This is a genomic window from Elusimicrobiota bacterium, from assembly GCA_016722575.1.
Classification (GTDB): domain Bacteria; phylum Elusimicrobiota; class Elusimicrobia; order FEN-1173; family FEN-1173; genus JADKIY01.
This window is the reverse complement of sequence record JADKIY010000002.1, coordinates 607,656-634,226: the sequence shown is the minus strand read 5'-3', so window position 1 is coordinate 634,226 and position 26,571 is coordinate 607,656. Positions and strand designations below refer to the sequence as shown.

General features: G+C 65.7%; 20 protein-coding genes. All 20 read left to right on the top strand.

Annotation, left to right across the window (positions count from 1 at the left end):
- The first annotated feature begins 7 nt into the window (after nucleotides 1-7).
- Entirely contained in the window at nucleotides 8-208 is a 201-nt protein-coding gene (locus IPP68_06430; GenBank protein ID MBL0349992.1) for a hypothetical protein, read from the top strand.
- Nucleotides 205-1,179, top strand: a complete 975-nt coding sequence (locus tag IPP68_06425; GenBank protein ID MBL0349991.1) for a KpsF/GutQ family sugar-phosphate isomerase — start codon at nucleotides 205-207, stop codon at nucleotides 1,177-1,179. The genes IPP68_06430 and IPP68_06425 overlap by 4 nt, the downstream gene beginning before the upstream one ends.
- Nucleotides 1,169-1,738: an HAD hydrolase family protein gene (locus IPP68_06420; GenBank protein ID MBL0349990.1), complete on the top strand. Its 570-nt coding sequence runs from the start codon at nucleotides 1,169-1,171 to the stop codon at nucleotides 1,736-1,738. The genes IPP68_06425 and IPP68_06420 overlap by 11 nt, the downstream gene beginning before the upstream one ends.
- Entirely contained in the window at nucleotides 1,735-2,280 is a 546-nt protein-coding gene (lptC, locus tag IPP68_06415; protein MBL0349989.1) for an LPS export ABC transporter periplasmic protein LptC, read from the top strand. Before IPP68_06420 ends, lptC begins: the two co-directional genes overlap by 4 nt.
- The gene (locus IPP68_06410; GenBank protein MBL0349988.1) at nucleotides 2,277-3,230 is read left to right on the top strand and encodes a hypothetical protein; all 954 of its coding nucleotides are present in this window, start codon (nucleotides 2,277-2,279) and stop codon (nucleotides 3,228-3,230) included. The genes lptC and IPP68_06410 overlap by 4 nt, the downstream gene beginning before the upstream one ends.
- Complete coding sequence (gene lptB / locus IPP68_06405; GenBank protein MBL0349987.1) at nucleotides 3,214-3,933, top strand: LPS export ABC transporter ATP-binding protein; 720 nt, start codon at nucleotides 3,214-3,216, stop codon at nucleotides 3,931-3,933. Before IPP68_06410 ends, lptB begins: the two co-directional genes overlap by 17 nt.
- Nucleotides 3,934-4,067: 134 nt before the next feature.
- Entirely contained in the window at nucleotides 4,068-4,601 is a 534-nt protein-coding gene (raiA, locus tag IPP68_06400) for a ribosome-associated translation inhibitor RaiA (protein MBL0349986.1), read from the top strand.
- Nucleotides 4,602-4,633: 32 nt separating this feature from the next.
- Entirely contained in the window at nucleotides 4,634-5,092 is a 459-nt protein-coding gene (locus tag IPP68_06395) for a PTS sugar transporter subunit IIA (GenBank protein ID MBL0349985.1), read from the top strand.
- A 4-nt stretch (nucleotides 5,093-5,096) separates the two neighbouring features.
- A complete protein-coding gene (hprK, locus tag IPP68_06390) occupies nucleotides 5,097-6,077 on the top strand; it encodes an HPr(Ser) kinase/phosphatase (protein ID MBL0349984.1) in 981 nt (326 codons plus the stop codon).
- 50 nt (nucleotides 6,078-6,127) lie between these two features.
- Complete coding sequence (gene rapZ / locus IPP68_06385; protein MBL0349983.1) at nucleotides 6,128-6,976, top strand: RNase adapter RapZ; 849 nt, start codon at nucleotides 6,128-6,130, stop codon at nucleotides 6,974-6,976.
- Between the two features lie 48 nt (nucleotides 6,977-7,024).
- Entirely contained in the window at nucleotides 7,025-7,450 is a 426-nt protein-coding gene (locus IPP68_06380) for a PTS mannose transporter subunit IIAB (protein ID MBL0349982.1), read from the top strand.
- Entirely contained in the window at nucleotides 7,447-7,941 is a 495-nt protein-coding gene (locus tag IPP68_06375; GenBank protein ID MBL0349981.1) for a PTS sugar transporter subunit IIB, read from the top strand. Before IPP68_06380 ends, IPP68_06375 begins: the two co-directional genes overlap by 4 nt.
- Nucleotides 7,938-8,606: a PTS sugar transporter subunit IIC gene (locus IPP68_06370; protein MBL0349980.1), complete on the top strand. Its 669-nt coding sequence runs from the start codon at nucleotides 7,938-7,940 to the stop codon at nucleotides 8,604-8,606. Before IPP68_06375 ends, IPP68_06370 begins: the two co-directional genes overlap by 4 nt.
- The gene (locus IPP68_06365) at nucleotides 8,603-9,346 is read left to right on the top strand and encodes a PTS system mannose/fructose/sorbose family transporter subunit IID (GenBank protein ID MBL0349979.1); all 744 of its coding nucleotides are present in this window, start codon (nucleotides 8,603-8,605) and stop codon (nucleotides 9,344-9,346) included. Before IPP68_06370 ends, IPP68_06365 begins: the two co-directional genes overlap by 4 nt.
- Nucleotides 9,346-9,609, top strand: a complete 264-nt coding sequence (locus IPP68_06360) for an HPr family phosphocarrier protein (GenBank protein MBL0349978.1) — start codon at nucleotides 9,346-9,348, stop codon at nucleotides 9,607-9,609. The genes IPP68_06365 and IPP68_06360 overlap by 1 nt, the downstream gene beginning before the upstream one ends.
- A complete protein-coding gene (gene ptsP, locus IPP68_06355; protein ID MBL0349977.1) occupies nucleotides 9,606-11,354 on the top strand; it encodes a phosphoenolpyruvate--protein phosphotransferase in 1,749 nt (582 codons plus the stop codon). Before IPP68_06360 ends, ptsP begins: the two co-directional genes overlap by 4 nt.
- Nucleotides 11,355-11,367: 13 nt before the next feature.
- A complete protein-coding gene (lepA, locus tag IPP68_06350; protein ID MBL0349976.1) occupies nucleotides 11,368-13,179 on the top strand; it encodes an elongation factor 4 in 1,812 nt (603 codons plus the stop codon).
- Nucleotides 13,180-13,292: 113 nt separating this feature from the next.
- Entirely contained in the window at nucleotides 13,293-14,126 is an 834-nt protein-coding gene (lepB, locus tag IPP68_06345; protein ID MBL0349975.1) for a signal peptidase I, read from the top strand.
- Entirely contained in the window at nucleotides 14,123-15,280 is a 1,158-nt protein-coding gene (hemW, locus tag IPP68_06340) for a radical SAM family heme chaperone HemW (GenBank protein MBL0349974.1), read from the top strand. Before lepB ends, hemW begins: the two co-directional genes overlap by 4 nt.
- A gap of 64 nt (nucleotides 15,281-15,344) precedes the next feature.
- Nucleotides 15,345-26,501 carry a methyltransferase domain-containing protein gene (locus IPP68_06335; GenBank protein MBL0349973.1) on the top strand — a complete coding sequence of 3,719 codons (11,157 nt, stop codon included), beginning with the start codon at nucleotides 15,345-15,347 and terminating at the stop codon, nucleotides 26,499-26,501.
- Nucleotides 26,502-26,571: the final 70 nt, after the last annotated feature.

Below are 26,571 nucleotides of genomic sequence, written 5' to 3'. Positions count from 1 at the left end.
GGTCCCGATGAAACAAACCAAAACCGCTCCCGAAACCGCGCCGGTCCTCTGGCGGCCGACCTGGGCCTGGCACCTAAAAACCCTGGCGGTGATTTACCTCCTGTTGACCATCGTGTTTTTCGCGGTGGATCATTTCCTCTCGCGCCTCCCGGAACCCTACCGCCTCCGCGACATTCCGCCGGAGATGACCCCCTGGCTCAAAAAATGAACGCGTCCGGCTGGCGCGCCCGCGCCCGGCGCACCCTGGCCATCGAGTCCCGGGCCGTGGCCGCCCAGGCGCGCCATTTGGACGCTTCCTTTTTCAAAGCCGCCCAGCGGCTCAAGGCCACCAAGGGCCGCGTGGTGGTCATGGGCATCGGCAAATCGGGGTTGATCGGGCGGAAGCTCGCCGCGACCCTGGCCTCGACCGGCACCCCCGCCTACTTCGTCCACCCGACGGAAAGCCTGCACGGCGACCTGGGCATGATCCGCCCGGGGGACACCGTCCTGGCCCTTTCCCATTCGGGGGAAACCGAGGAGCTCAACAAAATTTTGGCGTTCCTGCGGGAGCGCGGCGTGTTCCTGATCGGCCTCACCGGCCGGCCCCGCTCCGCCTTGGGGCGCGCGGCGGACTTGATCATCAACACCGCGGTGCCCGAGGAAGCCTGCCCCTTCAACATCACCCCCACCGCCTCCACCACCGCCATGCTCGCCCTGGGCGACGCGCTGGCGCTTCTGGTCATGGAAATGCGCGGCTTCGGCCGGGAGGATTTCGCCCGCCTCCACCCGGCGGGGTCCCTCGGAAAACGTCTCCTGTTGCGCGTCAAGGATTTGATGCGGAAGGGGGCCGAAAACCCGCTGGTGTCCCAAACCAAGAAAGTGTCCGACGCTCTTCAAGTGATGACGAACACCCGCGTGGGCGCGGCGTCGGTGGTGGACGGCCGGGGCCGGCTGGTCGGGGTGTTCACCGACGGCGATCTGCGACGCCGGTTGCCCTCCGACCCTTCGATCTTGTCCCGCCCCCTGACCGCGGTCATGACGCGATCGCCCCGCACCGTGGCCCCGGAGGATCTGGCGGCCGCCGTGGCGGGGCTCTTCCGTCAATTCGGGCTGGACAATTTCCCCGTGGTGGACCGCCGGGGCCGTCCCGTGGGCCTGCTGGACGAAAAGGATTTGTTGGAGGAAGGCCTTGGGGAATAAAAAAATCGGCGGCTCCCTGAATCAACGGCTCCAACGCGTCCGGCTTTTCGCCATGGACGTCGACGGCGTTTTGACCGACGGCGGCATCATCGTTTTGAACTCCGGCGAAGAAGTGAAGGTGTGGAACGTCAAAGACCGCATCGCTTTTTTTATTTTAAAGCGGTTGGGCGCGCGTTATCCCGTTGCGTGGATCACGGGGCGGAAATCCCGCCAGGTGGCGGACCGGGCCCAGGAAGTCGGCGTGGCCGTCCTCCACCAGAATTGCGATCACAAAGGGTTGGCGTTGGAGGAAACTCTGGCCAAGCTGAAATTGAGCGCCGCCGAATCCCTTTTTATGGGGGACGATTTGGTGGACCTGCCCGCCCTGCGGCGGGCCGGCGTGGCGGTGTGCCCCGCCGACGCCCACCCCGAGGTCAAGAGAGCCTGCCACTGGGTCACCCGGGCGGCCGGAGGCCGGGGCGCCCTGCGGGAAGTGGTGGACCGGGTGTTGACCGTCCAAGGGCGGATGGCCGAAGTCGTCGCCCAATTTGAAAATCCACGCCGTCGGCCCAACCCGTGACCCGGGGACCGGCCGCGCTCGCCGCCCTGACGTTGATCGGGGCCGCGGCTTGCGGCGGACCGGCGGCGCCCTCCGGCGTTGTCGCTCCGGCGATGCCGGACCAGGTCATTCGCGATTTCGTGATGGACACCTACCAGGGGGCGGAGCGGTCCTGGTCCCTGCGGTCTCCCCGGGCGGATATTTACGACGACGACCACCGGGTGGAATTGGCGGCCCCCCGCCTGCGCTTTTTTGAAAAAAACCGTCCCAGTTCGTCGGTGACCGCGGCCCGGGGACGGCTCGACACCGCCACCCGGGACCTGTGGGCCGGGGGCGGCGTGGTGCTGGTCTCCACGGAGGGCGCCCGGCTGGAAAGCGAATGGATGCGCTTCGACAGCGTGGCCGACCGGTTGGTCTCCACGGCGCCGGTCGTCATCACCCGGGGCCGGTCCCGGGTGCGCGGCGTCGGCTGGGAAGCGACCCGGGATTTGTCGACCATTGAAATCCGCCGCCAGCGGGGCGAGATCGCCGGCGAAGACGCCAAGCGTCTGCGTCCCCGATGAAACGAATTTTGTGTTTGACGCTGTGCGTGGGCGCGGCGCCTCTCCGCGCCGCGGAATCGGCGGCCGTCGGCTTTTCGAACGGGGCGGCGCCCGGGGCGGCCTCCACCTCGGCGGCGGTCGTGGTGATTCCGACCCCGGCGGTTTCGATCGGCGCGGGGCCCGTGGCCCCGCCGCCCAAAACCGTGATCACGAGCAAAAAAGTTCAGGTGCTTCAACGGGGCCGGGCCGTGGAATTTACGGGCGAGGTAACCTTGACCCGCGAAGGCGACCGCCTCACGGCGGACCGGGTGGTGACGGAGGAGGGCAACACCGTGGCCCGCGCCTGGGGCCACGTGGCCATGAGTCGGAACAACCCCGTCGAAAATTTGACCTGGGAGGCCTGGGGGGACGAGGCGGCCTACGACACCTCCAATTCCTCCGGCACGTTGTGGGGCGTGTCCGCGCCGGCCCGGGCGACGCGGGCGATGGTTCTGCCCGACGGAAAAAAGGAATTGCGCTTCCAACTGGAAGCCCAACGCATCACGTTTTTTCAGGATCGGTCGGGCGGCGTGGCGGAGTCCAGCGCCCCGCCTTCCATGGCCGACGCGGGCGGCGGGGTGTTCATCCGCTCCGAGGAATCGGCGCCCCGTCCCCGGCGCACGGAATTGTGGTCCGGACGAGCTCTTTTTGACGGGCGGGAGGGCCGGTTGACCTTGGAGGACGGTTTTCGTCCGCCGCCGGGGTTTTCGAACACGATGCCCCCCTCGGAATCGGACCGTCCCTTTTGCCGTCAAACCCTGGGCCGGGAAATCCGCGACGTGTCGGGCGAGGTCATGACCTACCGCCCCGCCACGCGGCGTCTCGTGGTCGAACGGAACGCCATGGCCCGGGTGCTGTTTGAGGCCAAGACCGCGGCGGTCGAGTCCAAATTGAAAAAGGAGAAAAAGAAAACCCGTGGCCCTGCGCGCTGAAGACCTTCGGAAAAGTTACGGCTCCCGTTTCGTCGTGGACGGCGTTTCCGTGGAGGTGCACCCCGGCGAAATCGTGGGCCTATTGGGGCCGAACGGCGCCGGCAAAACAACCAGCTTTTACATGACCGTCGGCCTCGTCCGGCCGGACGGCGGGCGCATCCTCATCGACGATCGGGACGTGTCGGCCTTGCCGATGTACCGCCGGGCCCGGGCGGGGCTCGGGTATTTGGCCCAGGAACCGTCCATTTTTCGACGGCTTTCCGTGGAAGACAACCTGAACGCCATCCTGGAGCACACGCCGCTTTCGCCGGCCCAACGGACCGAGAAGCGCGACCGGTTGTTGGCGGACCTCGGTTTGACCCGGCTGGCGAAGCAGATGGCCCACACGCTGTCCGGCGGTGAAAAACGTCGCACGGAAATCGCCCGGGCCCTCACCACCGATCCCCGCTATCTGCTGTTGGACGAACCCTTCGTCGGCATCGACCCGCTCGCCGTTAACGACATTCAGCAGGTGCTGGGCGAACTCAAAACGCGGGGCCTGGGCCTCCTGATCACCGATCACAACGTTCAGGCGACCCTCGAAATCGTCGACCGCGCCTACATTATCTACGCCGGAAAAATTTTGGTGCACGGAAAAGCCCAGGAACTTTTGCAATCCGCCGAAGCGCGCCGGGTTTATCTGGGGGAAAAGTTTCATCTTTGACCGGCCGGTTCCCGCGCGGCGCGGGGCGTTTCAAATTGAGACGGAAGCGCGCGGGGGCCCGGATTTGACACCCCGTGGGTGAAATTGTAAAGTGAGCTGATTTCAATACCCGTTTTTATCGAAGGATGACCGCCATGCAGATTCACATCACGGCCCGGCACATTGAATTAACCCCCGCGCTGGCCGACTACGCGCGCAAGAAATTGGAACGGGTCGCCCGACATTTCGAGATCGTCCTCCGCGCCCAAGTCATTCTTTCCGTCGAAAAACATCGGCACAGCGCCGAAGTGGTTGTCCACGCCCAGGGGCACCACGATTTTCGCGCCCGGGAAGTGGCCGGCGATCTCTACGCGGCCATCGATTTGGCGGCGGAAAAACTCCAAAAACATTTGTCCCGCGAAAAAGACCGCCGCGTTCGCGGTCGGCGGGGTTCCAAGCCCGGCGAGGAGCGCGGCGCCGACCGGTTCGCCGCCCCCGTGCCGCCCCGGGAGCCCGTGCTCACGCGCATCAGCCGCGTGACGCCGAAATTTTTGTCGGTGGCCGGGGCCGCCCAGGAGTTGGGCGACGGCGAATTTGATTTCCTGCTTTTCTTTGACGAGAGCGAAACGCTCAAAGTGATTTATCGACGAAAAGACGGGACCTACGGCCTCTTGGAGCCGAATCTCTGAGTCGCCCGGCCCCGACCGAGGACGCGCCCCCCATGAAGCTGATCGACATTTTATCGCCCCACGCGATTTCGGTGGACCTCACCGCGCGCACCAAAAAAGACGCGCTCGAGGAAATGTGCCGCTTGTTGGCCCAGGCCGGCAAATTGCCGGACCCGTCCGCCATGGTCAAGACCCTGATGGACCGGGAAGCGCTCGGGTCCACGGGCATCGGCCAGGGCGTGGCCATCCCGCACGGCAAGACGGCCGCGGTGCCCGAACAGGCCGCCGCCCTGGGCATTTCCAAGCGCGGGATTGATTTCGACGCCTTGGACGGAGAACCGGTGCACATCGTGTTCCTCCTCACCGCCCCGATCGACGCCGCCGGCAACCACCTGAAGGCTCTGGCCAAGGTGTCGCGGCTTCTCAAAGACAAATTTTTCCGGCAGGCCCTTCGGGACGCGAAAGCCGCCGACGAAATCCTCAAAATCATCCGGGAAGAAGACGAGTACTGAGACAGTGACGACCGGCGACTCCGCGGCCGCGGCCAAATCCGCGCCGCTTCACATCGAAGAATTCTGGAAGAACCAAGCCGACGCCCTGCGCCTGTCCTTGTTGGCGGGGCAGGCGGGGTTCCGGCGCGTCGTCCGCGTGGCGGACATCAACCGCCCCGGCCTGACCTTGGCGGGTTTTTTTGAATATTACCGGGGCGAGCGGATTCAAGTGTTCGGCATGGGCGAATCGGCCTTCCTGTCCACCCTGTCCAGCGCCCAGCGGATGGAAATTTTCGACCGCATCCTGTCGGTCCCCGAACTGCCCTGCCTCATCATCACCCACGGACGCGAGCCCGTTCCCGAAATGGTGGAACAATGCGACCGCTACGGCGTCCCCCTCTTTCAATCCCAATGGGAAACGGCCCGTTTCATCGGCGAGACGACGGCGTATTTGGAGGAACGGTTGGCCCCCTGCACCTCGGTGCACGGGACCCTGGTGAACGTCTACGGCATGGGCGTGTTGATTTTGGGCCATTCCGGCATCGGCAAATCCGAGTGCGCCCTGGAACTCTTGAAACGCTCCCACATGCTGGTTGCCGACGATCGCGTCGAAATCCGGCACAAACCCGGCGGCATTTTGGTGGGGTCCGGCCACCAGCTGGTCCAGCACCACATGGAAGTTCGGGGGCTCGGGATCATCGACGTGTGGAAAATTTTCGGGGTGGGGGCGGTGCTTCAACGCTCCCTGATCGAGTTGGTCGTCTATTTGGAAATGTGGGACCAGAAAAAAGAATACGACCGCATGGGCCTCGAGGAGAAGAACACCACGCTTCTGGGCGTTCACGTTCCGGAGATTCGCGTGCCCGTGCACCCCGGCCGCAATCTGGGGTCGTTGATCGAAGTGGCCGCCCTCAATCAGCGCCTCAAGCAGCAGGGCATCCATTCCGCGCGGGAGTTGAACGAACGGTTGATTCAGCGCATGTCCGGCCACTCCGGCCGGGCCTGACGGGGAACCCCGTGGCCCGAACCGCCGCCGGCCGGTCCTCCGCCCGGGGCATGGATTGCGTGGTCGTCACCGGTTTGTCGGGCGCGGGCAAAACCTCCGCCCTGCGCGCGCTGGAAGACATGGGTTACTTCTGCGTCGACAACCTTCCCTTGCCGCTCCTGCCCTCCCTGCTTCGCCTTTACCGCACCTGGGGCCATCGCCTGACGCGCATCGCCGTGGGGGTCGACGTTCGGACGGGCCTGCCGGCGCGGGTGTTTCGGCGGTCCCTGGCGGACCTTCGAAAGGAAGGCATCGAACCCCGCGTGGTTTTCATGGACGCGGACAACACCACGCTCTTCCGGCGTTTTTCGGAAACGCGCCGCCGGCACCCTCTGGGCGGCACCGTGTCCAACGGGATCCGCCGGGAGCGCCGGATCCTCCACGACGTGATGGCCGAGGCCGACAAGATCATCGACTCCTCCCATTTGACGCCGGGGGAAGTCAAAGAGATGGTGCTCAAGACCCTCAACATCCGCCACCCCCGGGGCATGGCGGTGGTCGTGACCTCCTTCGGTTACAAGCACGGCGTTCCCCTGGACGCGGACGTCGTGTGGGACGTCCGATTTTTGCCGAATCCCAATTACGTGCCGCGCCTCCGCTCGCTCACGGGGGAAAACCCGGCCGTGTCAAAATTCGTTTTGGAAAATCCGATGACCAAAAAATTCCTCGGGCTGCTGGACCCGCTGCAGGAATTTCTCCTGGACCGCTTCGCCCAGGAGGGGAAGAGTTACGTGACCTTGGCCGTGGGCTGCACCGGGGGCCGCCACCGCAGCGTGGCCATCGCCGAAAGCTTGGCGGCCCGGATCCGCGGCCAGGGACGCTTCGAAGTGCGCGTCCATCATCGGGACGCGGGGAAATAAGGTCGACGATTTGATCGTTGTGACTTGGATCGCGGGGGTCGTTCGCTCATGATGGGAGTCTTGGTCGTCACGCACGGGGGGTTGGGTCGGGAGCTGCTCACCTGCGCCGAAAGCGTCATCGGCCGTCAATCGGCCGTGTCGGTCTTGGGGTTGGACAACGCCCAGTCCCCGGACGAATTTGAGAAGAAAATCCGCGCCGCGCTGGACGCGCTGTCCAATCCGGCCGGGGTGCTGGTCTTGGCGGACATGCTGGGCGGTACCCCCTGCAACGTCTGCCTCCGTCTGGCGCGGAACCCCGGGTACGTGTTCGATCTCGTCACCGGCGTCAATTTGCCCATGCTGATCACCTCGCTCGCGAACCGCCACCTCATGCCGTTGGGCCAGCTGTCCCAGAAATTGATCGAAGACGCCTCCCGGAGCGCCCAGCGCCCCCTGCAGAAATTGCGCGAGCATTTGGAAGGCGGCCCCCGGTGACCTTGGCCTTGGTCCGGGTCGACGACCGTCTGGTGCACGGCCAGGTCATCGAAGGGTGGTTGCCGGTCATTCAAGCCGAACGCCTCGTGGTGGCTTCCGACGCCGCGTCGGCGGATCCCTGGCAGGCGGATTTTATCCGGTTGGCGATTCCCGACGGGGTCCGGTTGGACGTGGTGCCCGTGGCCGCGGCCGCGGCCCTTCTTCGCGACGCCGCCCGGGAAAAACCCCGGGTCCTGGTCTTGACCGCCGGCGTGGGGGATTTGCGCCGCCTCGTCGAGGCGGGGGCGCCCGTCGACACCGTCAATTTGGGCGGGGTGCACGACGGCCCCGGGCGGACGTCCGTGGCGCCGCACCTCTTTTTGACGGAAGGCGACAAAGACGACCTTCGCGCCTTGGAGGCCCGGGGCGTTCGAATCGAATCCCGCGCGTTGCCGACGGACGCGTCGGTCGATTGGAAGGACCTGGACGCCGGCCGCGTGGCGGGCCGTTGATCCCCCTCAACCCCGTCGGCGTCGGGCTGCTCTACGCCGTTTTGTCGCTCGATCATTTTTCCTTCGGTCCCCTCCTCCTGTCGCGTCCCTTGATCGTGGGCACCGCCGGCGGTTGGCTGTTGAATCATCCGATGACGGGATTCGAGGTCGGCGCCGTGGGCGAAGCCCTGTGGGCGTTGGTGCCGCCGACGGGCCCCCGCCAATGGGACGTGGGGTTGATGGCGGCTCTGTCGATGGCGTGGCTGGGCGGCGACGGTGCCGGAACGGCCGCCGTGGACGCCCGCTGGGCCCTGGCCCTGGCCGGCCTGATCGCCTTTCCCCTGGGCCTCCTGGGCCGGCGCGTGGACGCCTGGGCCCGAAAACAAACGCGGCCCTTCGCCGCGCGCGCGTTGGAGGGCCTCGCGCGGGGATCCGACGGCCCGCTTCGAGCCTCCCTGGTGCTGACCGCCCTTCTTTGGATTTTTAAAAGTTGGGTCGTGTTTTTGGTTTTTGAATCCTTCGGCGGCGCTCTTTGGGATTGGGGCGCCGCGCGCCTGCCCGGCGTGTTGCGCCTGGCGTTGGACCGGACCTGGACGCTTTGGATGGCGGTGGGCGCGGGGTCGCTTTTGTGGCAGTTCCTGGGACGCTGGCCCGCGCGCGCCCCGAGGCCGGGAATCGCGGCGTGACGCTGGACCGTTCGGTGTTGACGCGGGTTTTCTTCCGGTCCCTGTGGCTTCAGGGGCTCTGGACCGTTCAGCGGGGGCAGAATTTGGGCTGCCTGTACAGTTTGTGGCCCGTCGTCGATCGGTTGTACGAACGATCGGAGGACCGGGCGGAAGTGGCCCGGACCCACGCGGGTTTTTTCAGCACCCACCCGTACACGGCGGGCGTGGTGCTCGGGGTCGTCGCCGGCTTGGAGACGGACCGGGCCCGGGGAAACGGTCCGTCGAGCGAGTCCATCGCCGCGGCCCGGTCGGCCATGTCCGGGCCTCTGGCGGCCCTGGGCGAAGCGTTTTTTTGGTCCCTGTGGCGGCCCTTGAGTTTCCTGGCCGCCTTGGCCCTCGCCCTGGTTCATCCGGGGCGTCCGGTCCGGATCGCGCTCCTTTTTTTGATCGTTTACAACGTTTTGCATTTGGGCGCCCGGTGGCAGGGATTGCGCTGGGGATACCGTTGGCGGACCGCGGTGGTGCCGCGTTTGGAGCCTCTGCGGCTCCAGCGGGTGTTGGCCGCCGCCGCGGTGGCCGGAGCGGCGGGAACGGTCGCTTTGGCGGTCGCCGCGCTGGCCACGGGCCGGGCGTCCCTCGCGCTGGCGGGGGCCGCGGTCGCGGCCGCGGCCTTGTTGCGTCGCGGCGTGTCGTCGACCGCGTTGTTCGTCGGATCGGCCGTCGTCGCCTTGGGTTGGACCCTTTTAGGAGCGTACCTGTGATCGAACAAACCTTTACCGTCTTAAACAAAATGGGACTGCACGCCCGCCCCGCGGCGATGCTGGTCCGCATCCTCCAGAAATTTGAAAGCCAGGTCCGCCTCCGAAAAGACGATCAGGAGGTCGACGCCAAAAGCATCATGGGCATCCTGACCCTCACGGCGGAATTCGGTTCGAAACTCACGGTCGTGGCGGACGGGACCGACGAACACCAGGTGATCGAAAGCCTGACCGACTTTTTCAACACCCAGGTGCACGAGGAATGACCACGGAACTGGACCCGAAAGTTTTTAAAGGGATTTCCGCTTCGCCGGGAATCGCCATCGGCCGCGCCTTTGTCCTGGAGGACATGGACCTGGCCGTCGGGCGCTGGCAGGTGCCGCCCGAGGCGGTGAAGGCCGAAGTGTCCCGCTTCCGCCAGGCGGTGGCCGACACCCGGAAGGAAATGCTGGCCACCCAGCAGAAGATCCTGAAACTGCTCGGCAAAACCCACGCGCGCCTGATCGAGGCGTACATCCTGATCCTGGAAGATCCCCTGATCGCCAAGGACGTCGTCAAAAACATCAGCCAAAACCGGGTCAACGCCGAATACGCCCTGTCGGAAGCCATTGCCGGCGCCGTCAAGGCGCTGGAGTCCGCCACCGACGAATATTTCCGCGAGCGGCGGCACGACGTGTTGGACGTGGGCCGGAAAATCCTTTTGCATTTGCTGGGGCACGAGCCCCAATCCCTGGACGATTTGAAGGAACCGTCGGTGATCGTGGCGCGGAACCTGACCCCGTCGGACACGATTCACATGCAGACCAAGTTCGCCGAAGGCTTCGCCACGGACATCGGCGGCCGGACCTCCCACACCGCCATCCTCGCCAATTCCATGGGGATCCCGGCCGTGGTCGGCCTGCACGACATCAGCCGCCACGTGCGCCCGGGCGACATGCTGATCGTCGACGGCCACACCGGCACGGTCGTGATCAACCCCTCGCCGGACCTGGTCGACAACTACCGCCGCGAACGGGACATCCGCCTCGCCGAAAAACGCGATTTGGAGAGCCTGCGGGACCAGCCGGCCCAGTCCGTGGACGGCCGCCGTCTCACGCTGGCGGCGAACATCGATTCCCCCACCGAGATGAAAGGCGTTCTCTCGAACGGCGCCGAGGGCGTCGGTTTGCTCCGCACGGAGTTCCTCTATCTAAACCGCGCCGCCCTACCGACGGAGGAAGACCATCTGCAGTTTTACACCCGGGTGGCCCAATCCGTGCTTCCCTACCCGGTCATCATCCGGACCGTGGACATCGGGGGGGACAAGCTGGTGGATTTGGGGTTTGCGCACCTGAGCAAATCCGAACCGAACCCTTTCCTGGGGCTCCGAGGCATCCGCCTATCGCTCAAGCACCACGACCTGTTCCGCACGCAACTCCGGGCCATCCTGCGGGCCTCCGCGGTGGGCAAGGTCAAGGTCATGTTCCCCATGGTGTCGGGGTTGGAGGAGTTCCGGGCGGGCCGAAAAATCCTGTCCGAATGCATGGAGGAGCTCCGCCGGGAGAACAAGCCCTTCGACGACAAAATGGAAGTGGGCCTCATGATCGAAGTGCCGTCGGCGGCCCTGGTGGTCGATCACCTGGCCCAGGAAGCCGATTTCATGTCGGTCGGCACCAACGATTTGATCCAATACACGCTCGCCGTGGACCGCGTCAACGACGAGGTCGCCCATCTCTACGAACCTCTGCACCCCGCCATCCTCCGGCTGTTGGCCCAGACGGTGAAGGCGGCCCACGCCGCGGGAAAATGGGTGGGAATGTGCGGCGAGATGGCGTCGGATTTGGACGTCACGCCCATCCTCCTGGGCCTCGAGTTTGACGAACTTTCGGTGTCGGCCGGCCTGGTTCCCAAGGTCAAGAAAATGATCCGGGACCTGTCTTTCGCCGACTGCCAGGCCCTGGCCCAGGAAGTCCTCAAAGACCCCACCCGCGACAACGTTCAGCGCCTTCTCCGCCAGTTCCAAAAACGCTGAGCCGTCGAACGCCATGAACCCGGAAAACATCCGCAATTTTTCGATCATCGCCCACATCGACCACGGGAAAAGCACCCTGGCGGACCGCCTGCTGGAGGAAACCGGCACCATCGAGAAACGGGAGATGCGGGCCCAAATCCTGGACGGCATGGAGTTGGAGCGGGAGCGCGGCATCACCATCAAAGCCAAGGCCGTCCGCCTGCATTGGCGCCAGAACAACCAGGACTACATCCTCAATTTGATCGACACCCCCGGCCACGTGGACTTCACCTACGAAGTCAGCCGGGCCCTGGCGGCCTGCGAGGGCGCCCTGCTGTTGGTGGACGCCAGCCAGGGGGTGGAGGCCCAAACCTTGGCCAACGCTCACTTGGCCCAGGAGGCGGGGCTCACGATCATTCCCGTCATCAACAAAATCGATCTGCCCTCCTCCGACGTGGAAGGGGTCAAAAAGCAGCTTCAGGAGTCCCTCGGCATCGGCGGCCCCTATTTCCTGACCAGCGCCAAGGAAGGCAAGGGCGTTCGGGAGATTTTGCAGGCCATCGTGGAGCGCGTGCCCGCTCCGACGGGCGATCCCGCGCGCCCTCTCTCGGCTCTCGCCTTCGATTCGGTGTTCGACCCCTACCGCGGCGTGATTGTCTACGTCCGATTGCTGGACGGGCAGATCAAGCCGGGCCTCAAAGTCCGTTTCGTGGCCACGGGCGCCGTGCACGTCGTGGAGGAAGTGGGGTATCTGAAGCCCAAATACGTCAAGGCGGACCTTCTCTCCACCGGCGAGGCGGGATACGTCGTTTGCGGGATCAAGGACATTCACCAGGTGAAGGCCGGCGACACCTTGACCGAGGACGTCCGCCCCACCGAGGCCCCGCACCCCGGCTACCGCGAAATGAAGCCCTTCGTGTTCGCGGGGTTCTACCCCCTGGCCCAGGCCGATTACGAGAATTTAAAGAAGGCCATCGAGAAGCTTCATTTGGAAGACGCCGCGCTCTTTCACCAGCCCGAAAACTCCGTGGCCCTGGGGTTCGGGTTCCGGTGCGGGTTTTTGGGCCTCTTGCACATGGACATCATCCAGGAACGCATCCGCCGGGAGTTCGGCGTGGACCTGTTGGTGACCGCCCCGACGGTGGTTTACCGGGTGACGGATTTGCGGGGGAAAGTGGCGGAGTACGACAGCCCCGCCAAGTTTCCACCCCACGGCGACATCGTCCAAATCGACGAACCCTACGTGTTGTCGACCGTCGTCGTCCCGTCGGATTTTGTCGGGCCCGTCATGCAGTTGTGCCAGGACCGCCGGGGACAATTTTTGGACATGCGTTATTTGACCCCGACCCGGGTGGTCCTCAAATACGAAATCCCCCTGGCCGAAATCGTGGTGGATTTCTACGACGCGCTCAAGTCCCTGTCCAAGGGGTACGCCTCCTTCGACTACGAGCAGGCGGGGTATCGCCCCGGGGACCTGCAGCGCATGGACATTTTGATCAACAACGAGGAAGTGGACGCCTTTTCCTTCGTCGTTCCCACCGTCCAGGCCGCTTACCGCGGGCGGGAAATCGCGGAGCGGCTTCGGGAGCTGATCCCCCGGCAGATGTTCGAAGTGCCCATTCAGGCCCGGGTGGGCAGTCGCATCGTCGCCCGGGAAACCGTCCGCGCCATGCGCAAGGACGTGTTGGCCAAATGTTACGGCGGCGATATTTCCCGCAAGCGCAAACTCCTCGAGAAACAGAAAGAGGGGAAAAAGCGCATGCGGCAGTTCGGGCAGGTGGAGATCCCCCAGGAAGCGTTTTTGGCCGTTCTCCGACGCGACGATTCCGGCAAAAAAGAGGAATAACAATGGAAGAAAAATTATTTTGGATCTCCATGGTGAGCGGCGTCTACGGGTTGGCCCTCAAGGCGTTCATGAAAGTCGAAGCCCGGGTGTCCGACTGGCGGCGGGTGGCGCTCATGAACGGCGTGTTCTGGCTGCTGACGGCGCTGGTGGTGACGACGCTTCTGGTTTCCTACAAAGAATGGCCGACGCCCTCGGTTTTGTCGCTGGTCCTGATCGCCCTGGGCGGGTTCGCCGCCGGCGTGGGGTCCCGGGCGGTCCGTTCCCGGGCCCGGGACATCTCCGTCGCGGTCCTGCGCGACAACCTCGAATGGGCCGACACGGGTTTTTCGGCGATCCTTCTCGCGGCCGTCATCATGTATTTCCTGGTGCAGGCCTTCAAAATTCCCTCGGGGTCCATGCGCAACACCCTGTTGGAGGGCGACCACCTCTTCGTCAATAAGCTGGTCTACGGCGTGCGCATCCCCTACACGGGCAAACGCGTGCTCCGCTTTCGCGCGGTCAAGCACGGGGACGTCGTGGTCTTCCGCTTCCCCACGACCGACACCGCCAGCCCCCATTACGGGAAGGATTTCATCAAGCGCGCCATCGGACTTCCGGGCGACACCATCGAAGTGCGGGACAAAAAAGTCTACGTGAACGGCGCGCCCACGGACGAGACCTACACCCATTTTGAGGACGAGGAAGTCTTCCCCGGCCCGGAGCCGTCCCGGTCCGGCGTCGACCGCCAGGCCGTTTGGGAACGGGGCGATTTGGCCCGGGAGGAAGGGGAAAACGTTCGCGACAATTTCGGCCCCGTGACCGTGCCGGCGGGCCACTATTTCTGCATGGGCGACAACCGCGACCGGTCCTACGATTCCCGCTTTTGGGGGCCCATGCCGGACACCCACCTCAAAGGCCGGGCCTGGTTCGTGTATTGGCCCCTCTCCCGCCGAAAAATCATCCGTTGACCGCTTCGGCGGCCGGCCGTTCCGCCCCGTCCGCGCCCCGGGACACGGGCCTCTACCTTCACATCCCCTTCTGCGACGTCAAATGCCGTTTCTGCGATTTCGCGGCCTACCCCGGACGGAAAAACGACATTCCGCGATATCGGGCCGCCCTGGAGCGGGAGATGCGGGACCGCGCCCGGGAATTCCCGTCGAGACGTCTGGCCACCCTTTACGTCGGGGGAGGGACCCCCACGGTGTACGCGGCGGAGGATTTGACGGCCCTGGCAAAGTTGGCCTCCTCCCTTTTCCCTCCCGCGCCGGGGTGGGAAGCCACGTTGGAAGCCAACCCGGAAGGCGCGACGCCCGAAAAACTCGCCGCGGCGCGGGCCGCGGGGTTCAACCGGTTGAGCCTGGGCCTCCAGTCCGCCGACGACGGGTTGCTGAAAACCCTCGGACGCCTTCACACTTTCGACGGTTTTAAAAAAGCCTTTCGCGACGCCCGGGCGGCCGGCTTCGCCAACGTGAGCGTCGACTTGATGTTCGGCCTTCCCGGCCAAACGGCCGCGGGCTGGCGGGACACCTTGGACCGCGTTTTGGATTTGGGCCCCGAGCATCTTTCCGCCTACGCCTTGACGGTGGAGGACGCGACGTATTTCAAAAAATCGGGGGTGGCGGCGGACGCCGATCTCCAGGCGGATTTGTACGACCTCGCGGCCGACCGACTCGCGGCGGCGGGATTCGTTCACTACGAAATTTCCAATTTCGCTCGGCCCGGCCGGGAGAGCCGTCACAATTTACGCTATTGGCGAAACGAGGAGTGCCTGGGCGCGGGGGTTTCCGCCGCCTGGTACGCCGACGGGCTTCGCCGGAAAAATCACGAATCGTTGACGGACTACCTGGCGGCTGTCGAATCCGGCGTGGGGCCCGTTTTGGAAGAGACGAAATTGGGCGAAGCCGAACGCCTGGGGGAGGAGCTGATGCTCGGCCTCCGCCTCCGGGAAGGGGTCCGGCCGTCGGCCGTGGCGCGGGCGCTCTTCGGTCCGGTGTTGGAGCGGTTCACCGGTCTGGGTTTCTTAAAACGCCAGGGGGACGCTTTCCTCCCCACGCGGCGGGGCTGGATCCTTTCCAATCAGATGTTTGAGCACTTCCTGAGCCCCGTCGATGGTTCCACCTAATATTTACAAATAGGTTACATTAATTTAAGGTTCTTCTCGGCCCGCCTCGACTAAATTAGAGGATATGGGACCCCGCAAAGACGCCCCCCCCCGGCCCACGTCTTGGCATCGATTTTTCGGTGCGTTTTTAACGACCGTCTACTTTGTCCAGAGCGTTCTGTTGGCGGCCGCTCCGGAATCCAATTTTTGGTCCGAGCGCCGCCGATCTCAAACGGCCCAACGGCGCGTCCTGGCTCTGGCGGCCCTCCCCGGACCCTCTCTGGACGCGACACGTGTCACCGCGGCCTGGCCGATCCCCGCGCCGGAATCGGCTCCCATTCGGTTCTCCGTTCCTCCCGCCCTTCGGCAGGAAGTCGCCCGGGTGTTGGAGGCCTTGCCCGCCGAGAACATCAGCGTTCGAGGACTTCTCGTTCCCAAAGGGCCCCCCGCTGCCGTTCTGGTTCACCTTCAAGACGTTCACTTAAACCCCGAGGCCCAGACCAATCTGGGTCAGGCCGTTTCTTCCCTGGCCGCCCACCGCTTGGGCGATCTGGTGGCCCTGGAGGGCGCCTTTGGCGCCGTCGATCTCGCGGCCTACCGGCGCCGGCCCGAGCGCGACGCTGTTCGGTCCACCGCGGATTACTTTCTCCGGGCCAATAAAATCTCCGGGCCCGTCCACGCCCTGGTGACGGCCGCCGATCCCGCGCCGTTATTGATCGGGATCGACGATAAAGACCGTTACAACGCCAACGTCGCCGCCTATTTGCGCTCCGCGCCGATCCGGCCCGCCGTGCAAAAAGAAATCGGCGAGGGGAAGGCCGAGACGGCGGCCCTCAAAAGCAAAACTTTTTCGCCCGCCCTGGCCGAATTCGACGCCGTCGTTCAGCGGCGACGCGACGGACGAGCCGGGTTGGGGGAATACGCCCAGGCCGTGACCAACGCCGCCCCGGCGGGTCTGCCCCAAGCCTCCGTTCGGGCCTTTCTCCAGGCCTTCGCCATGGAAAAGGGCATGGACTTCGGCGCGGTGGAGCGGGAACGCCGACTCCTGCTCGAATCGCTGCTCCCCCGATTGACGGCGGTTCAGACCGGCCAGTTGCTGAATTGGGGCGCTTCCTATCGGCTGGGCGCCCTGTCGGCGGGGGCGTTTTACGCGCGCCTGGGCGATCTTTGCCGGGAGCGCGGGGTCGCGCTGGTTCGTTTCCCGTCCATGGCGTCGTACCTTTACTACGTCCTCGCCGCCGATCGTTTGCGCGCCGACGATTTGACGCGGGAGCTGGACGCCCTGGAAGCCGCCGCCTACCGCCGTCTGGCCGTTTCGCCCGCCGAACGGGCGCTCGTGGCCCGGGACCGCCGGTTTTTCCTGGCCGGCCGGCTCGCGGATTTCGCCCTCTCGCCCACCGAGTGGCGGGAATGGCGGTCCGGTCCGGCGGAAATCTTCGAAAGCGACGTCCGGTTCCAATCCTTCGCCGATTTTTACCGGGAAGCCGAAGCCCGGGACGCGGCCATGACGGCGAAAGTGCTTCAGGCCGTTCGCGCCCAAAGCGCCCGCCACCCCGTCCTGGTCACCGGGGGTTTTCACGCCGCCTCCATGGACCGCCGATTGGCCGAGGCCGGGTGGGTCGTGATTCAAGCCGTTCCCCGCTTGACCCGGGTGGACGCCGCCGCCGGGTCCGCGTACCTCTCCGTGTTCGCCCAGGAACGAACCCCGCTGGAAAAACTTTTCGCCGGAGAAAAATTGTTCCTCACCCCGGACCCGTTGGAGGGCGAGCGGCTCCTGCCTTTCGCCGTCGGCGCCGCCCTGGACTCTCCCGAGGCGGCCCGGGTCCTCTACAACGCGTTCCCCCGGGCTCTGGCGTTGGATTCGGTGGAGCGAACGGACAGCGCGCCGGGCCCCGGCCTGAGGGCCGACTTTGCCGGGGGATCCCGCCTGGAATTCGCCTGGCGGTCGAAAGGCGACGGCCAACGGACCTTCGTTCAAACGCCCTTGAAGCGGGGCCGCACGGTGAGGTCGATTCTGGGCGCTCTGATGGCGGCGGGTTGGCTGGCGGCGACCGGACCCGCGACCCCGGCCGCCCCCGTGAATCCGCCCGTGCTCCTCGCCAACCCCGCGGCCCGCGTCAACGAAATCCTTTCGCTGATTTCCGCCCGGAACGCCGCGCTGACGCCCGAGGAAATGGCGGTCGTTCAACGCCTCCTGTCGATGGAGGGTTCCCTGCGGGCTTTGAACGCGGCCGGCGAAACGCAAGTGCCGGAAGATTTTTATCAACTTCTCCACAGCGTCAACGCCACGCTTCGCCCGCGGGATTTGATCCTCTTTCCCAACAACGCGCCGCCGGGGTTCGCCTTGAACCTGTTGCGCATCCTTCGCGCCTCCCGAATCTACCCCGACGTCTACTACGTGGAACCGCTCGACGGCTACCAGCGATTGCAAACGGTGGAAGGCGTGGACGAACACGGCCGTTACGCCATGGGGTTCACCATCGTCCATCGGAGCGTCAATCGCCGCACGGCGGACAACGTGGTTCGCGTCCTGAAAGCCGGCGACGATCTTCCGCCGGACTATCGGGGGCTTCGAATGGGGGAGGTCTATCGGCGCCAATGGCCCCGGGGCTTGGACGGGGTGGAAAAGGTCGCCGAGGATTTGTTTGAGTCCGCGGCGGTCCACGAAACCGAGCACCGCTTGAACGGCGGCGAGCGCGACGCCATTTTGGCCGAAATCGCCCTGGGGCCCGTTCCCCGCTACAAATTGGAGACGGTCAATTTCATGTACGCCTCGCGGTTCGACGAGAAGGACACCCACCCCTATTTCCGGGCCGTGTCTTGGGTCTTCAGCCGTTTCTGCGAGGAAACGGGGCGAAAAAGCCCCCGGGAATTGGCCCAATGGCTCACGGAAATCTCCGATCTGGACCTTCGACTTTTGGCCGTCAAATCGTACGTCACCGTCAAAGGGCGCCCCCTTCTCCGGGAATCGGCCGCCGTTCTCGCCCCGCGCCTGGGGCTCTCGGTGGAGGACGTCGGCCGCCTTTTGACGGCCCAGGCCGACGCGATGCCCGCCGGCACCGCCAATTTGGAGCGTTACGCTTCCGCCCTGGCGGGACGGTGGTATGAGCGTTACGGGAAATCCGCCGCGGCCAATTGGGTTCGGGCCATGGCGCGAAACGACGCGGAGGTATTTTTTAACGATCCGTCGCCCGTCTCCCCTGGGGAGTTTGCGGCTTACGCGCGACGGCTGTTGGCCGCGCAAGACGATCATTTACGCGCCGTGGCCAACGCCATTTTTGATCGCGCCGAGGACATGAAAAGAAAGGGGGACGTTTCCACCCTCCGGTCGGTGGAATCTTCCTTCGGAAGGTTCCTTCAATTTTCGCGGGAAGCTGTCCAAGACGTCCACCGCAATCATGAGAATCCCGCCTTGCCCCACAGCGTGTTCCGGGCCGTCCTCTATTCGGCGTTTTTCTCCCTGGTCGGGGTCCTCCTGCCCGGGTTGCTCGAGGTTTTCGGTTCCTCCTTGAACGGGGGAATGGAATGGGTGGTCCGCGTTCCCGGGGCCTGGGCCGCTTACCACGCGGGGTTGGCCCTCAGCGGATTGGCCTTGTTGCGACGGTCGGCTGGCCCGCCCCGGGCGGCCACCGTTCGGGCCTTTGAAGAGGAAATCTTGACGGGCGTGTCCCCATCTTGGCGGGCCCACGTGCGCGTGGACGTCGTGAACGGGGAAGCCCTCCGGGCCGAAGCCCGGCGCCGGGGCGTGGGCCGGGAAGCCGCTTTCTTCGGCGCCGTGACCGTTCGGGATCCGGAAGGCGTCGTCGTGTTCGTCCATAAAAACCTGGTGTCGTCGTGGGGTCCGTGGGAGTGGTTGGGAGGGCTTCTTCGTCCCTTGATCGCCCACCACGAATCCCGGCGCGTTCGCCACCTGTTGACACCGGGCCGCGGGCGGTGGATGCCACTCCTGGCCGTGACGGAACCGATCACCTTCCTTTTTCGCCGAGCGGGATTCGCCGGTCTTCAAATGACGGCGGGGGAGCGGGAATCCGGGAAAACGCCCGGGGGGGTCGGCGGTCGGGCCGCTTGGTGGGGATGGGCCGCCCTGTGGGCCACCGGCGTGTTCTTCGCGGTGGATCCGGCCGGCCTTCAGGCGGCGCTCCCCCTCGCGGCGGTGGTCGGGGCAATTCGGTCGGTGTCGACGGGAGCCCGTTTCTCGACCCTCACCGTGCCGGTGAACGTGCTGGACACGGGCAGCGGGGTTCGAAACGGCCGAATCGTCACCGAACGGGCCGTTTCCAAAATTCGCCGCTTGCTGCCGGACTTGGCCCGGGCCGGCGCGGGGGGCGTTTACCTGTACAACGGGCTCTACACCCCGAGCGCTCTGGGCGCCCGGGTGCACACCGTACCGACGGCGGGCGAACACGTGATCGAAGCGGGGGCGGTCAAGGTCCTGGTCCGGAATTATCAAACCAAGCGAATGATCGGTTCGGCCCGGGAAAATGGCCGTTCCCGGGCGGTCCCGCTGTCGGACGAATTCGGAAACAATTTTTCCGTGGACATGTCCCGCTGGAACCCGGCGGCTTTCGACGGAGCGACCAACGAGGCCCGGTGGGCGGAATTGGCCCAATTCACCGCCGACGCCCACCGCTGGGGCCTGCGCGTGACGCTGGATCTGGTTCCCTGGCTTTCCCCCGACGCGCTGAACGAAACCAATTACACCTGGGCGAAGGACAAATTCGAGGTCGCCGGCGACATGGCGACCTGGAGCGACGAGCGCCTCCTGAACCACTATTTCGATCACGCCCTCCTCCGCCTCGTGAAGGACGGGAAACCCACCCGCGTCATGGTCGGGCATTTCACGCCGGGCAAAGACCAGATCGATCCCGACTTTTCGAACCCGGATTACCAGCAATTCTTGATCGACCATTTGAAGCGGTTGATCGACGCCGGCGTCGATCGCGTGCGGATCGACATGGCCCACCGGTTGGGCACCCCGCAAAAAGACGCCCTGTGGCACGCCTGGACCAAGGTGATTTCCGAGGCCAAAGCCCACGCCGCCGCCCGGGGAACCCGGTTTCAATTCCTGATGGAGTCGTACCCCGAATACGGCAACGACCAGTGGCGGTCGGACTTCCTCCGGCTCTATCCCGACGAGCAGGTCTACGAGGTCGATCCCTTCCACGCCTACGAAGCGCTGGTGCGGGGCGAGGGCGACGGGTTGAACCCCCTTCGGAACGCCCTGGAAACCGCCCGCCGGGAACGGAACGGACGATCGGTGGTGTTCCCCAGCAATTACGACGAACCCTCCCTGCGGAACCTGGGCGGCCCCAAGGCCGCGTTCCTGGCGCTCCTCCTGACCTACGAGCGCCTGGGGGTGCCGCTCATGATCGATTTGCGGGAGCTTTCGGACGAGGAAGGCCACAACATCCCCCAAGCCGGCGGCCAGGACGCCCACGGGGACAATTTCCGCCACCCGTTCCTCCGCCAAATCCGCGCGGGGTTCCGGGCCCTTCGGCGCGGGGTGGCGCGGTCGCCCCACGTGGGGTTGCTGACCTCCCTTCGGGACTTTTTTAAAGACGCCCGACGGATCGAAATCCTCGACACCCAATTTCAGAACCGGTATTTCGCCGTGGGGGTGGAAACGACCGGCGGCGACTATCGGATCCGCGTTTTCGATTTCTTTCCGGAACGCGGGCAAAACGACCCCTGGGTCGAATGGCCGCCGGCGTTGATGGAGGACCCGCGTTTGGCGCGCCGGCCGACGGAGTCCGAGGCGGACTGGGAACGCCGCTGGCGCGATTCCTGGTCGTTGGGCGGCGTTTCGGGGCCCCTGCCTTTGCGGGTCGTGCGGGAGGGGACGACCGAACGCTACTACCGTTTGCCGATCCACTTCGAAGATTTCACGGCGTCCTTGACCCTTCAGCGCCGGGAACCGGCGGGCGACGGTCGGCCCGCCAACTCCCTGGTGTTCTCTCTGGCGCGGGCCGGGCGGTGGCCGGCGTCCCTTTGGCGCGGTTTGGATCCCGCGTGGGAAACGGCGGAAAGGAAAGCGGGGGTTCTCGGGTTGGCCCTGGAAATTCCGGGGCTTTTGCTCGCGGCCTTCGGGCTCGACCCGTCGGTGTTTCTCGGGAGCCTGGCCGTTTTTGTGCTGGCCCACGTGTTTTTGGAGGCGATCTCCCAGCGCCGGGACGGGCGTTCCCCGGCGGCGGCCTGGGCCACGGCGTTCTCCCAGCTGCCCGCTCGGTTCATCGCCCTGGCCCCTTACGCGCTCCTTCCCGGCGCGCCCGACACGGCCCACGCCCTGGCGGCCGTTGTTGTCCACCTCGGTTTTGATTTCGCCGTTTTCGGGTGGCCCGCCGTGGCGAACAACCCCCGGGACCGATCGTTCGAACGCGGGCTCCGGTTCCCTTACGATGAAGAATCTCTTTCCCGCCGGTTCGGCAGTTTCCATCTTTCGGCCCGGGACCGGTTTATCGGCCGGAACGGCCGGCCCGCGGCGATCCATTCCATTTCGTTGATGGCCTTTCCCGATCCAAATTCCGAGGTGGGCCGCGGGCTCGACGCTCTGGCCGCGGATTTTTCCCGCCAACCCTTCGCCGGGGCTTTTTACGCCACGCCGTCCCCCAACCGTCATTTGACCGTTCGCCCCTACGCGGTGACGCCCCTGGCGCCGCCCTCCGAGAGCGATTGGAACCGGATCTCCGCCGCGGCCGCGGCCGACTTCGCCCGGACGCCGCCCGCGCTCCATCGGGTGTGGGGGGTGGCCATCGATCCGAATTCGGGACGCGTCGGGGTGTGGGTGGAGAACGATCGAGTTCCCGGGGATCCCCGGGGGTCCGTCACTTTGTTTTCACCGCGGCGGCCCCTGACCGCCCGGGAAGTCCGGGGACTTCGGGCCTGGGCGGTGCGCCATCGCTTCGACGCCTTCGGCGAGTGGAACGTCGAGGAACTTCGTCTTGTTCAAGGCGATGACAGCTATTTCAACCGGCGCCTCCGGGAAAAAACCCTGGCCCTCTCCGCGCCCCGTTCGGGGCCCGGGGGCGACCGGCCGCCGGTGTTTCAACGTTTGAGAATCCGTTCCTGGGCGTCTCTGCCGACCAAAACACCGGCTTCGCCGGGGGCCGAGATCGTCGTTCGCCCCGCGTCCCAAACCTGGGGGATGGTGAAGTCCTATTTGAAGGCGTTCGATCGAATCCCCGCGCCCCTGGCGGCCCGGCTGACGGGCGTCCGAAGCGCGATGCTCCTGGGCCCCGGGGCCAACGCCGACGAAATCGAACTGTTGTGGCGTCGCCTGCCACACGTCCGGGAAATCCACCTCGTGGAACTCGTCCCCGAGCACCTCAAAGCCCAGGACGATTCCCTCGTTCAACATCCCGATTGGGCGGTGAACGCCGTCGGAGACCCCATCTCCTATTTTGTTTGGCGCGCGCCCATGGGCGCCCTCCCGGCGGAACTCAACGGAACGATGGATTTCGTGTTCGACCACCAGGTGCTGGATTTCGGCTCCCTGGGCCGCCTGGGCATGGAAACCGTCTCCCGATCCCTGGGCCGGGTCCTGCGACCGAACGGGCTCCATTTGAGTTTCATTTTTGGTTCCGAGCCCGCCTTGGACGAATATCTGGGGGCGGCCCTTTTCCGGGACGAAAGCGTCCAGATGGCCCTTCGGGGAGCGCCGGGCGTCCCGGCGATGCCCGACGTCCGGCCCGCGGGCGTGTCCGCCCAGGCGGAAGATTTTCGAAACCTGGTGCGCGGCACCCCGGCCCCCGGCGTGGTGCTGAGCCTCGGCTTCGGCACGGGAGACGACGAACGCTATCTGGCCCGGCAACTGCCCGACCGCCGGGTGATCGCCACGACCGTCCGCGACAGCGAATTGCGGGCCGCCCGGGCGCGCCCGGACACGCCGGGGAATTTGGTTTACCTTGACGAAGACATGCGGCGGGGTTTCGACGCCGCCGTGGGGTCCATTCAACACGTCTACGCCCGCCTTTCCCTCCACTATCTGGCCCGGCCCGAACTGCCCGGCGTCGTCCGGGAATTGACCCGCGTCGTGGCTCCGGGGGGGATTCTTTACCTCGTCTTAAAAGGCGAGCGGGATCCCTGGGCCCTTCACCCCAGCGCCCGATGGCACCCCGCCAACGAAATGACTTCCTACGTCGACCGGGGACAAACGGTTTTCCGGCGCTTCGCTTCCGCGGCGGACTGGGTCCGGGAATTTTCCGAATTCGACTACGAGCCCCTGCGGGCGCCGGTGGAGACTTTTGAGCGGCTGTCCGGGGACGATCACGACAGCCATCTGATCACCCTCGTGTTCCGCCGCCGGGCCGACCGGGCCGGGCGCCTGTCGGAGCGGACCCGTTACAAAGCCCGGGGCGGAAACGACTCCGGGTTCAACATGTATTTGAAGCGCGCGGCCCTGGCCCTGGCCGCGGCGGCCTTTTTCGCGACCGGCGCCCCGGCCCAAACCCCGGACCCGGCCCTGTCCCTGGCGCCCCTGGAGGCGCCGGCACGGGCCTTGGTGGATCAGGGCCTTGTCAAAACGTCCGACGGGCGAAGGGCCGTGGAGCGTTTCACCGCTTTCATCGCCGGGGGTGGCCCGGGCACCCAGCGCGTGGGCAATTTCGCTTCCCTGCCCGTTCGGTTCCTGGAGGAGTTGGACCGGTTAAACGACGGGTTGGCCAAGGACCAATTGATGGTTCTCCCCCGGGGAAGCGCTGGCAACACGACGATCACGCCGCTTCGTCGGATCGGACCGTCGTCGTTTTCGGAGCAAGTTCTTCGAGCCACCAACATCCCCGCCGAGACCCAAGCCCGGGGGGTGGGCGGGGAGGGCGGCTTCACGGTACGCCGCCTGTCGCTTATCTACGCCGACCGGTTGGATTTGAAAGCGCGGATCGTGTGGGACGTTCTTCAACTGCCCAAGGGCCGTCGGAACTTGATCCTGCCCGGGTGGGACGTCCTGATCGATCGCCAGTTTCCCATGGGATCGGCCATCGTTTCCCTGGACGCCGTGCGGACAAGTTTTGAAGCGCGCTGGGTGATCCACGAATGGCTGCACCGCGTCGGGGGCAAAGAGCGCGACGCCATTTTGGGGGAGTTCATCATCGCCCCCTGGCTTCAAGTCACCGCCCTGGAAGTGGGCCTCATGGCTTACGCCGGCGGCCCCGGCGGGGAGCCGGAACCCGCCCGACTGGCCGCCCGGGAGGCCTTTCGCCTTTTGGAAAAAGAATTGGTCCCCGGACGCGAGCCCCCCTTGACACCGGCGAGCTCCCTGCAGGCCCTCGCGGCCCGTGGCGATTTGGATCTCCGTCGGGCGGCGGTCCGCGCCTGGGTCAAGGCGGCGGGGCGGCCCTTTTTCACGCCCGACACTCTGGCCCTGGCGGGCAAGGCCGGTCTTTCGACGGAGGTGGTGTCGGCCCTTCAAGGCGAGGAAAAAGCGGCCCTGCCCGAAGGAACGGCGCGGCGCGCCCAATACGAAAACGCCTTGGCGGCGGAGCCCCTCGGCTGGTTCGCGGCCCAGGGGGACTCGCCGACGGCCCGGCGTTATCTCCGCGCCGTGGCGGCCAACGGGCCCCTGGGTCCCGACGCGCCGCTCACGGCGGACACGGTGGTTCAACTGATCCGTCGACTCCGGGCCCGGGAGGTGGACTCCACCTTTAACAACGCGTTGGCCCCCCTGGCCGCCGAACGGAAAAAACTTCCGGCGAATTCCGCCGCGGCGGCCGCCCACGATCGCGGCGTGGCCCTCGCCGCCGAGATGCTGGACAATCTATTGGCCCAGGTCCGGCGGGACCATCAAAACCAGGCCCTTCCGTTGAGCGTCGTCGGGGTGGCCACGGCTCTGGCCCTTTCGGCGGGCGTCCTGTTCGGTGGGTTCGGTCTTCTGGAGGGCGGCTGGCGGTGGCTGTCCCTGTTGCCCGGCACCTGGGTTTTCTACCACGGAGTCCTTCTGGCCGGCGCCCTGGGCGCCCGGCGGACCTTCCCCCGGCACCTTCAAGAATCCGTTCTCAAGGAAGCGGCGAGGTCCTTCCGGGCTGTTTTGGGCGAGGAATCCGTGACCTTTTCCTTTGAAGAGGGAGCCGACGAACCCGGCCGGGTTCACGTGGCCTTTGTTCCACGGGACGAGGTGGTCCGCCGGGCCCGGGCCGCCGCGGGCGACAGCGCCCTTCGCCGGTTCCTGGCCGGTTTCTTTGTGGCGGCGAGCCTTCGACGGGCCGATGGGGAAGGCGTGGACGTTTATTTGACGGAGGGCTTCGCCCGGCCGGTTTCGGGAACCCTCCGGGGTCTGCCGGCCATGGCTCGGCGGCTGGTGTGGTTCCACGAAGCCGAACGGGCCCGGCGCCTCCTGAGCCCCGCCCGGACCCGGGTCCCTCTATTGGCGGTGGAACCCTTCCGGTTCGGCCGGTCGGTCCTGGCCGCTTTTTATCGTCGGGTCGAGGAGATGTTTCCCTTCCTCGCGCGGCCCGCCGCCGTTCCCGCTCCCGGGGAGTTGGGATCCCGCCTGGCCCGGTCCGCCGTCCGGGGCGAGCCCCAGACGGGAATGACGTCCCGGGCCCTGGTCGCCGCGTTGGACCGGTTGATCCCGGTGGAGTCCCTGGACGTGGGTGAAATCCTTCCCGCCGGTCCCCGGGCCGAAGCGTTGGCGGCCCAACGGCGGGAATTTGTCGAGGCTTTCCGCCGCCAATGGGCGGCGTCGACCCAACGACCCCTCTCCTTGAACGCCGTCCGTTCCGCCCTCCCGCCCGCGGTTTTCCCGGCGCGGTCCCCCTGGGCCGGGGCGGTGCGCCGGTCCGAGTCCGATCCCCGGGCCGACCACCTGGTGATTCTGCCCCCGACGGATCGGCCCGACGACCTGCGGGGATTCGTCGAGGCGGCCCTTCGGGCTTCCCGGGGCCGTCGAACTGTTTTTGCCGTTGTCTACGGCCCCCACTCCCAGTCGATTTACAACGACGTCGTGGACTGGTCGCGCCGGATCAATTTCCGGGGAACCGTCTCGGTCACGGCCCTTCCCCCGGGCGCGGTGGACGACGACGAGTCGCCGGTGCTCCGTTTGGGCGTGGTGGCCCGGGAGTTGAAGGGCGTCGCGCCGTCCCTCATCTCGGTGCCGACCTCTTTCTCCATCGATACGACGGACGTGCCCGAGGGACCCTTCCGCACCGCGGTGTTCCTTTTGATCGACGCCCTGCTTCGGGCCGCGCCTCTTCGGTTGGTCGATTTGGAAATCATGGACCGGACCGCCCGCGCCATCGCCACCTCGGCTTAAAGGATTCGTATAATGGGGCCGTCCCCGCGGCGATTTTAATCGGGCGGGCCGCGCGCTCCCACCGGCGCGG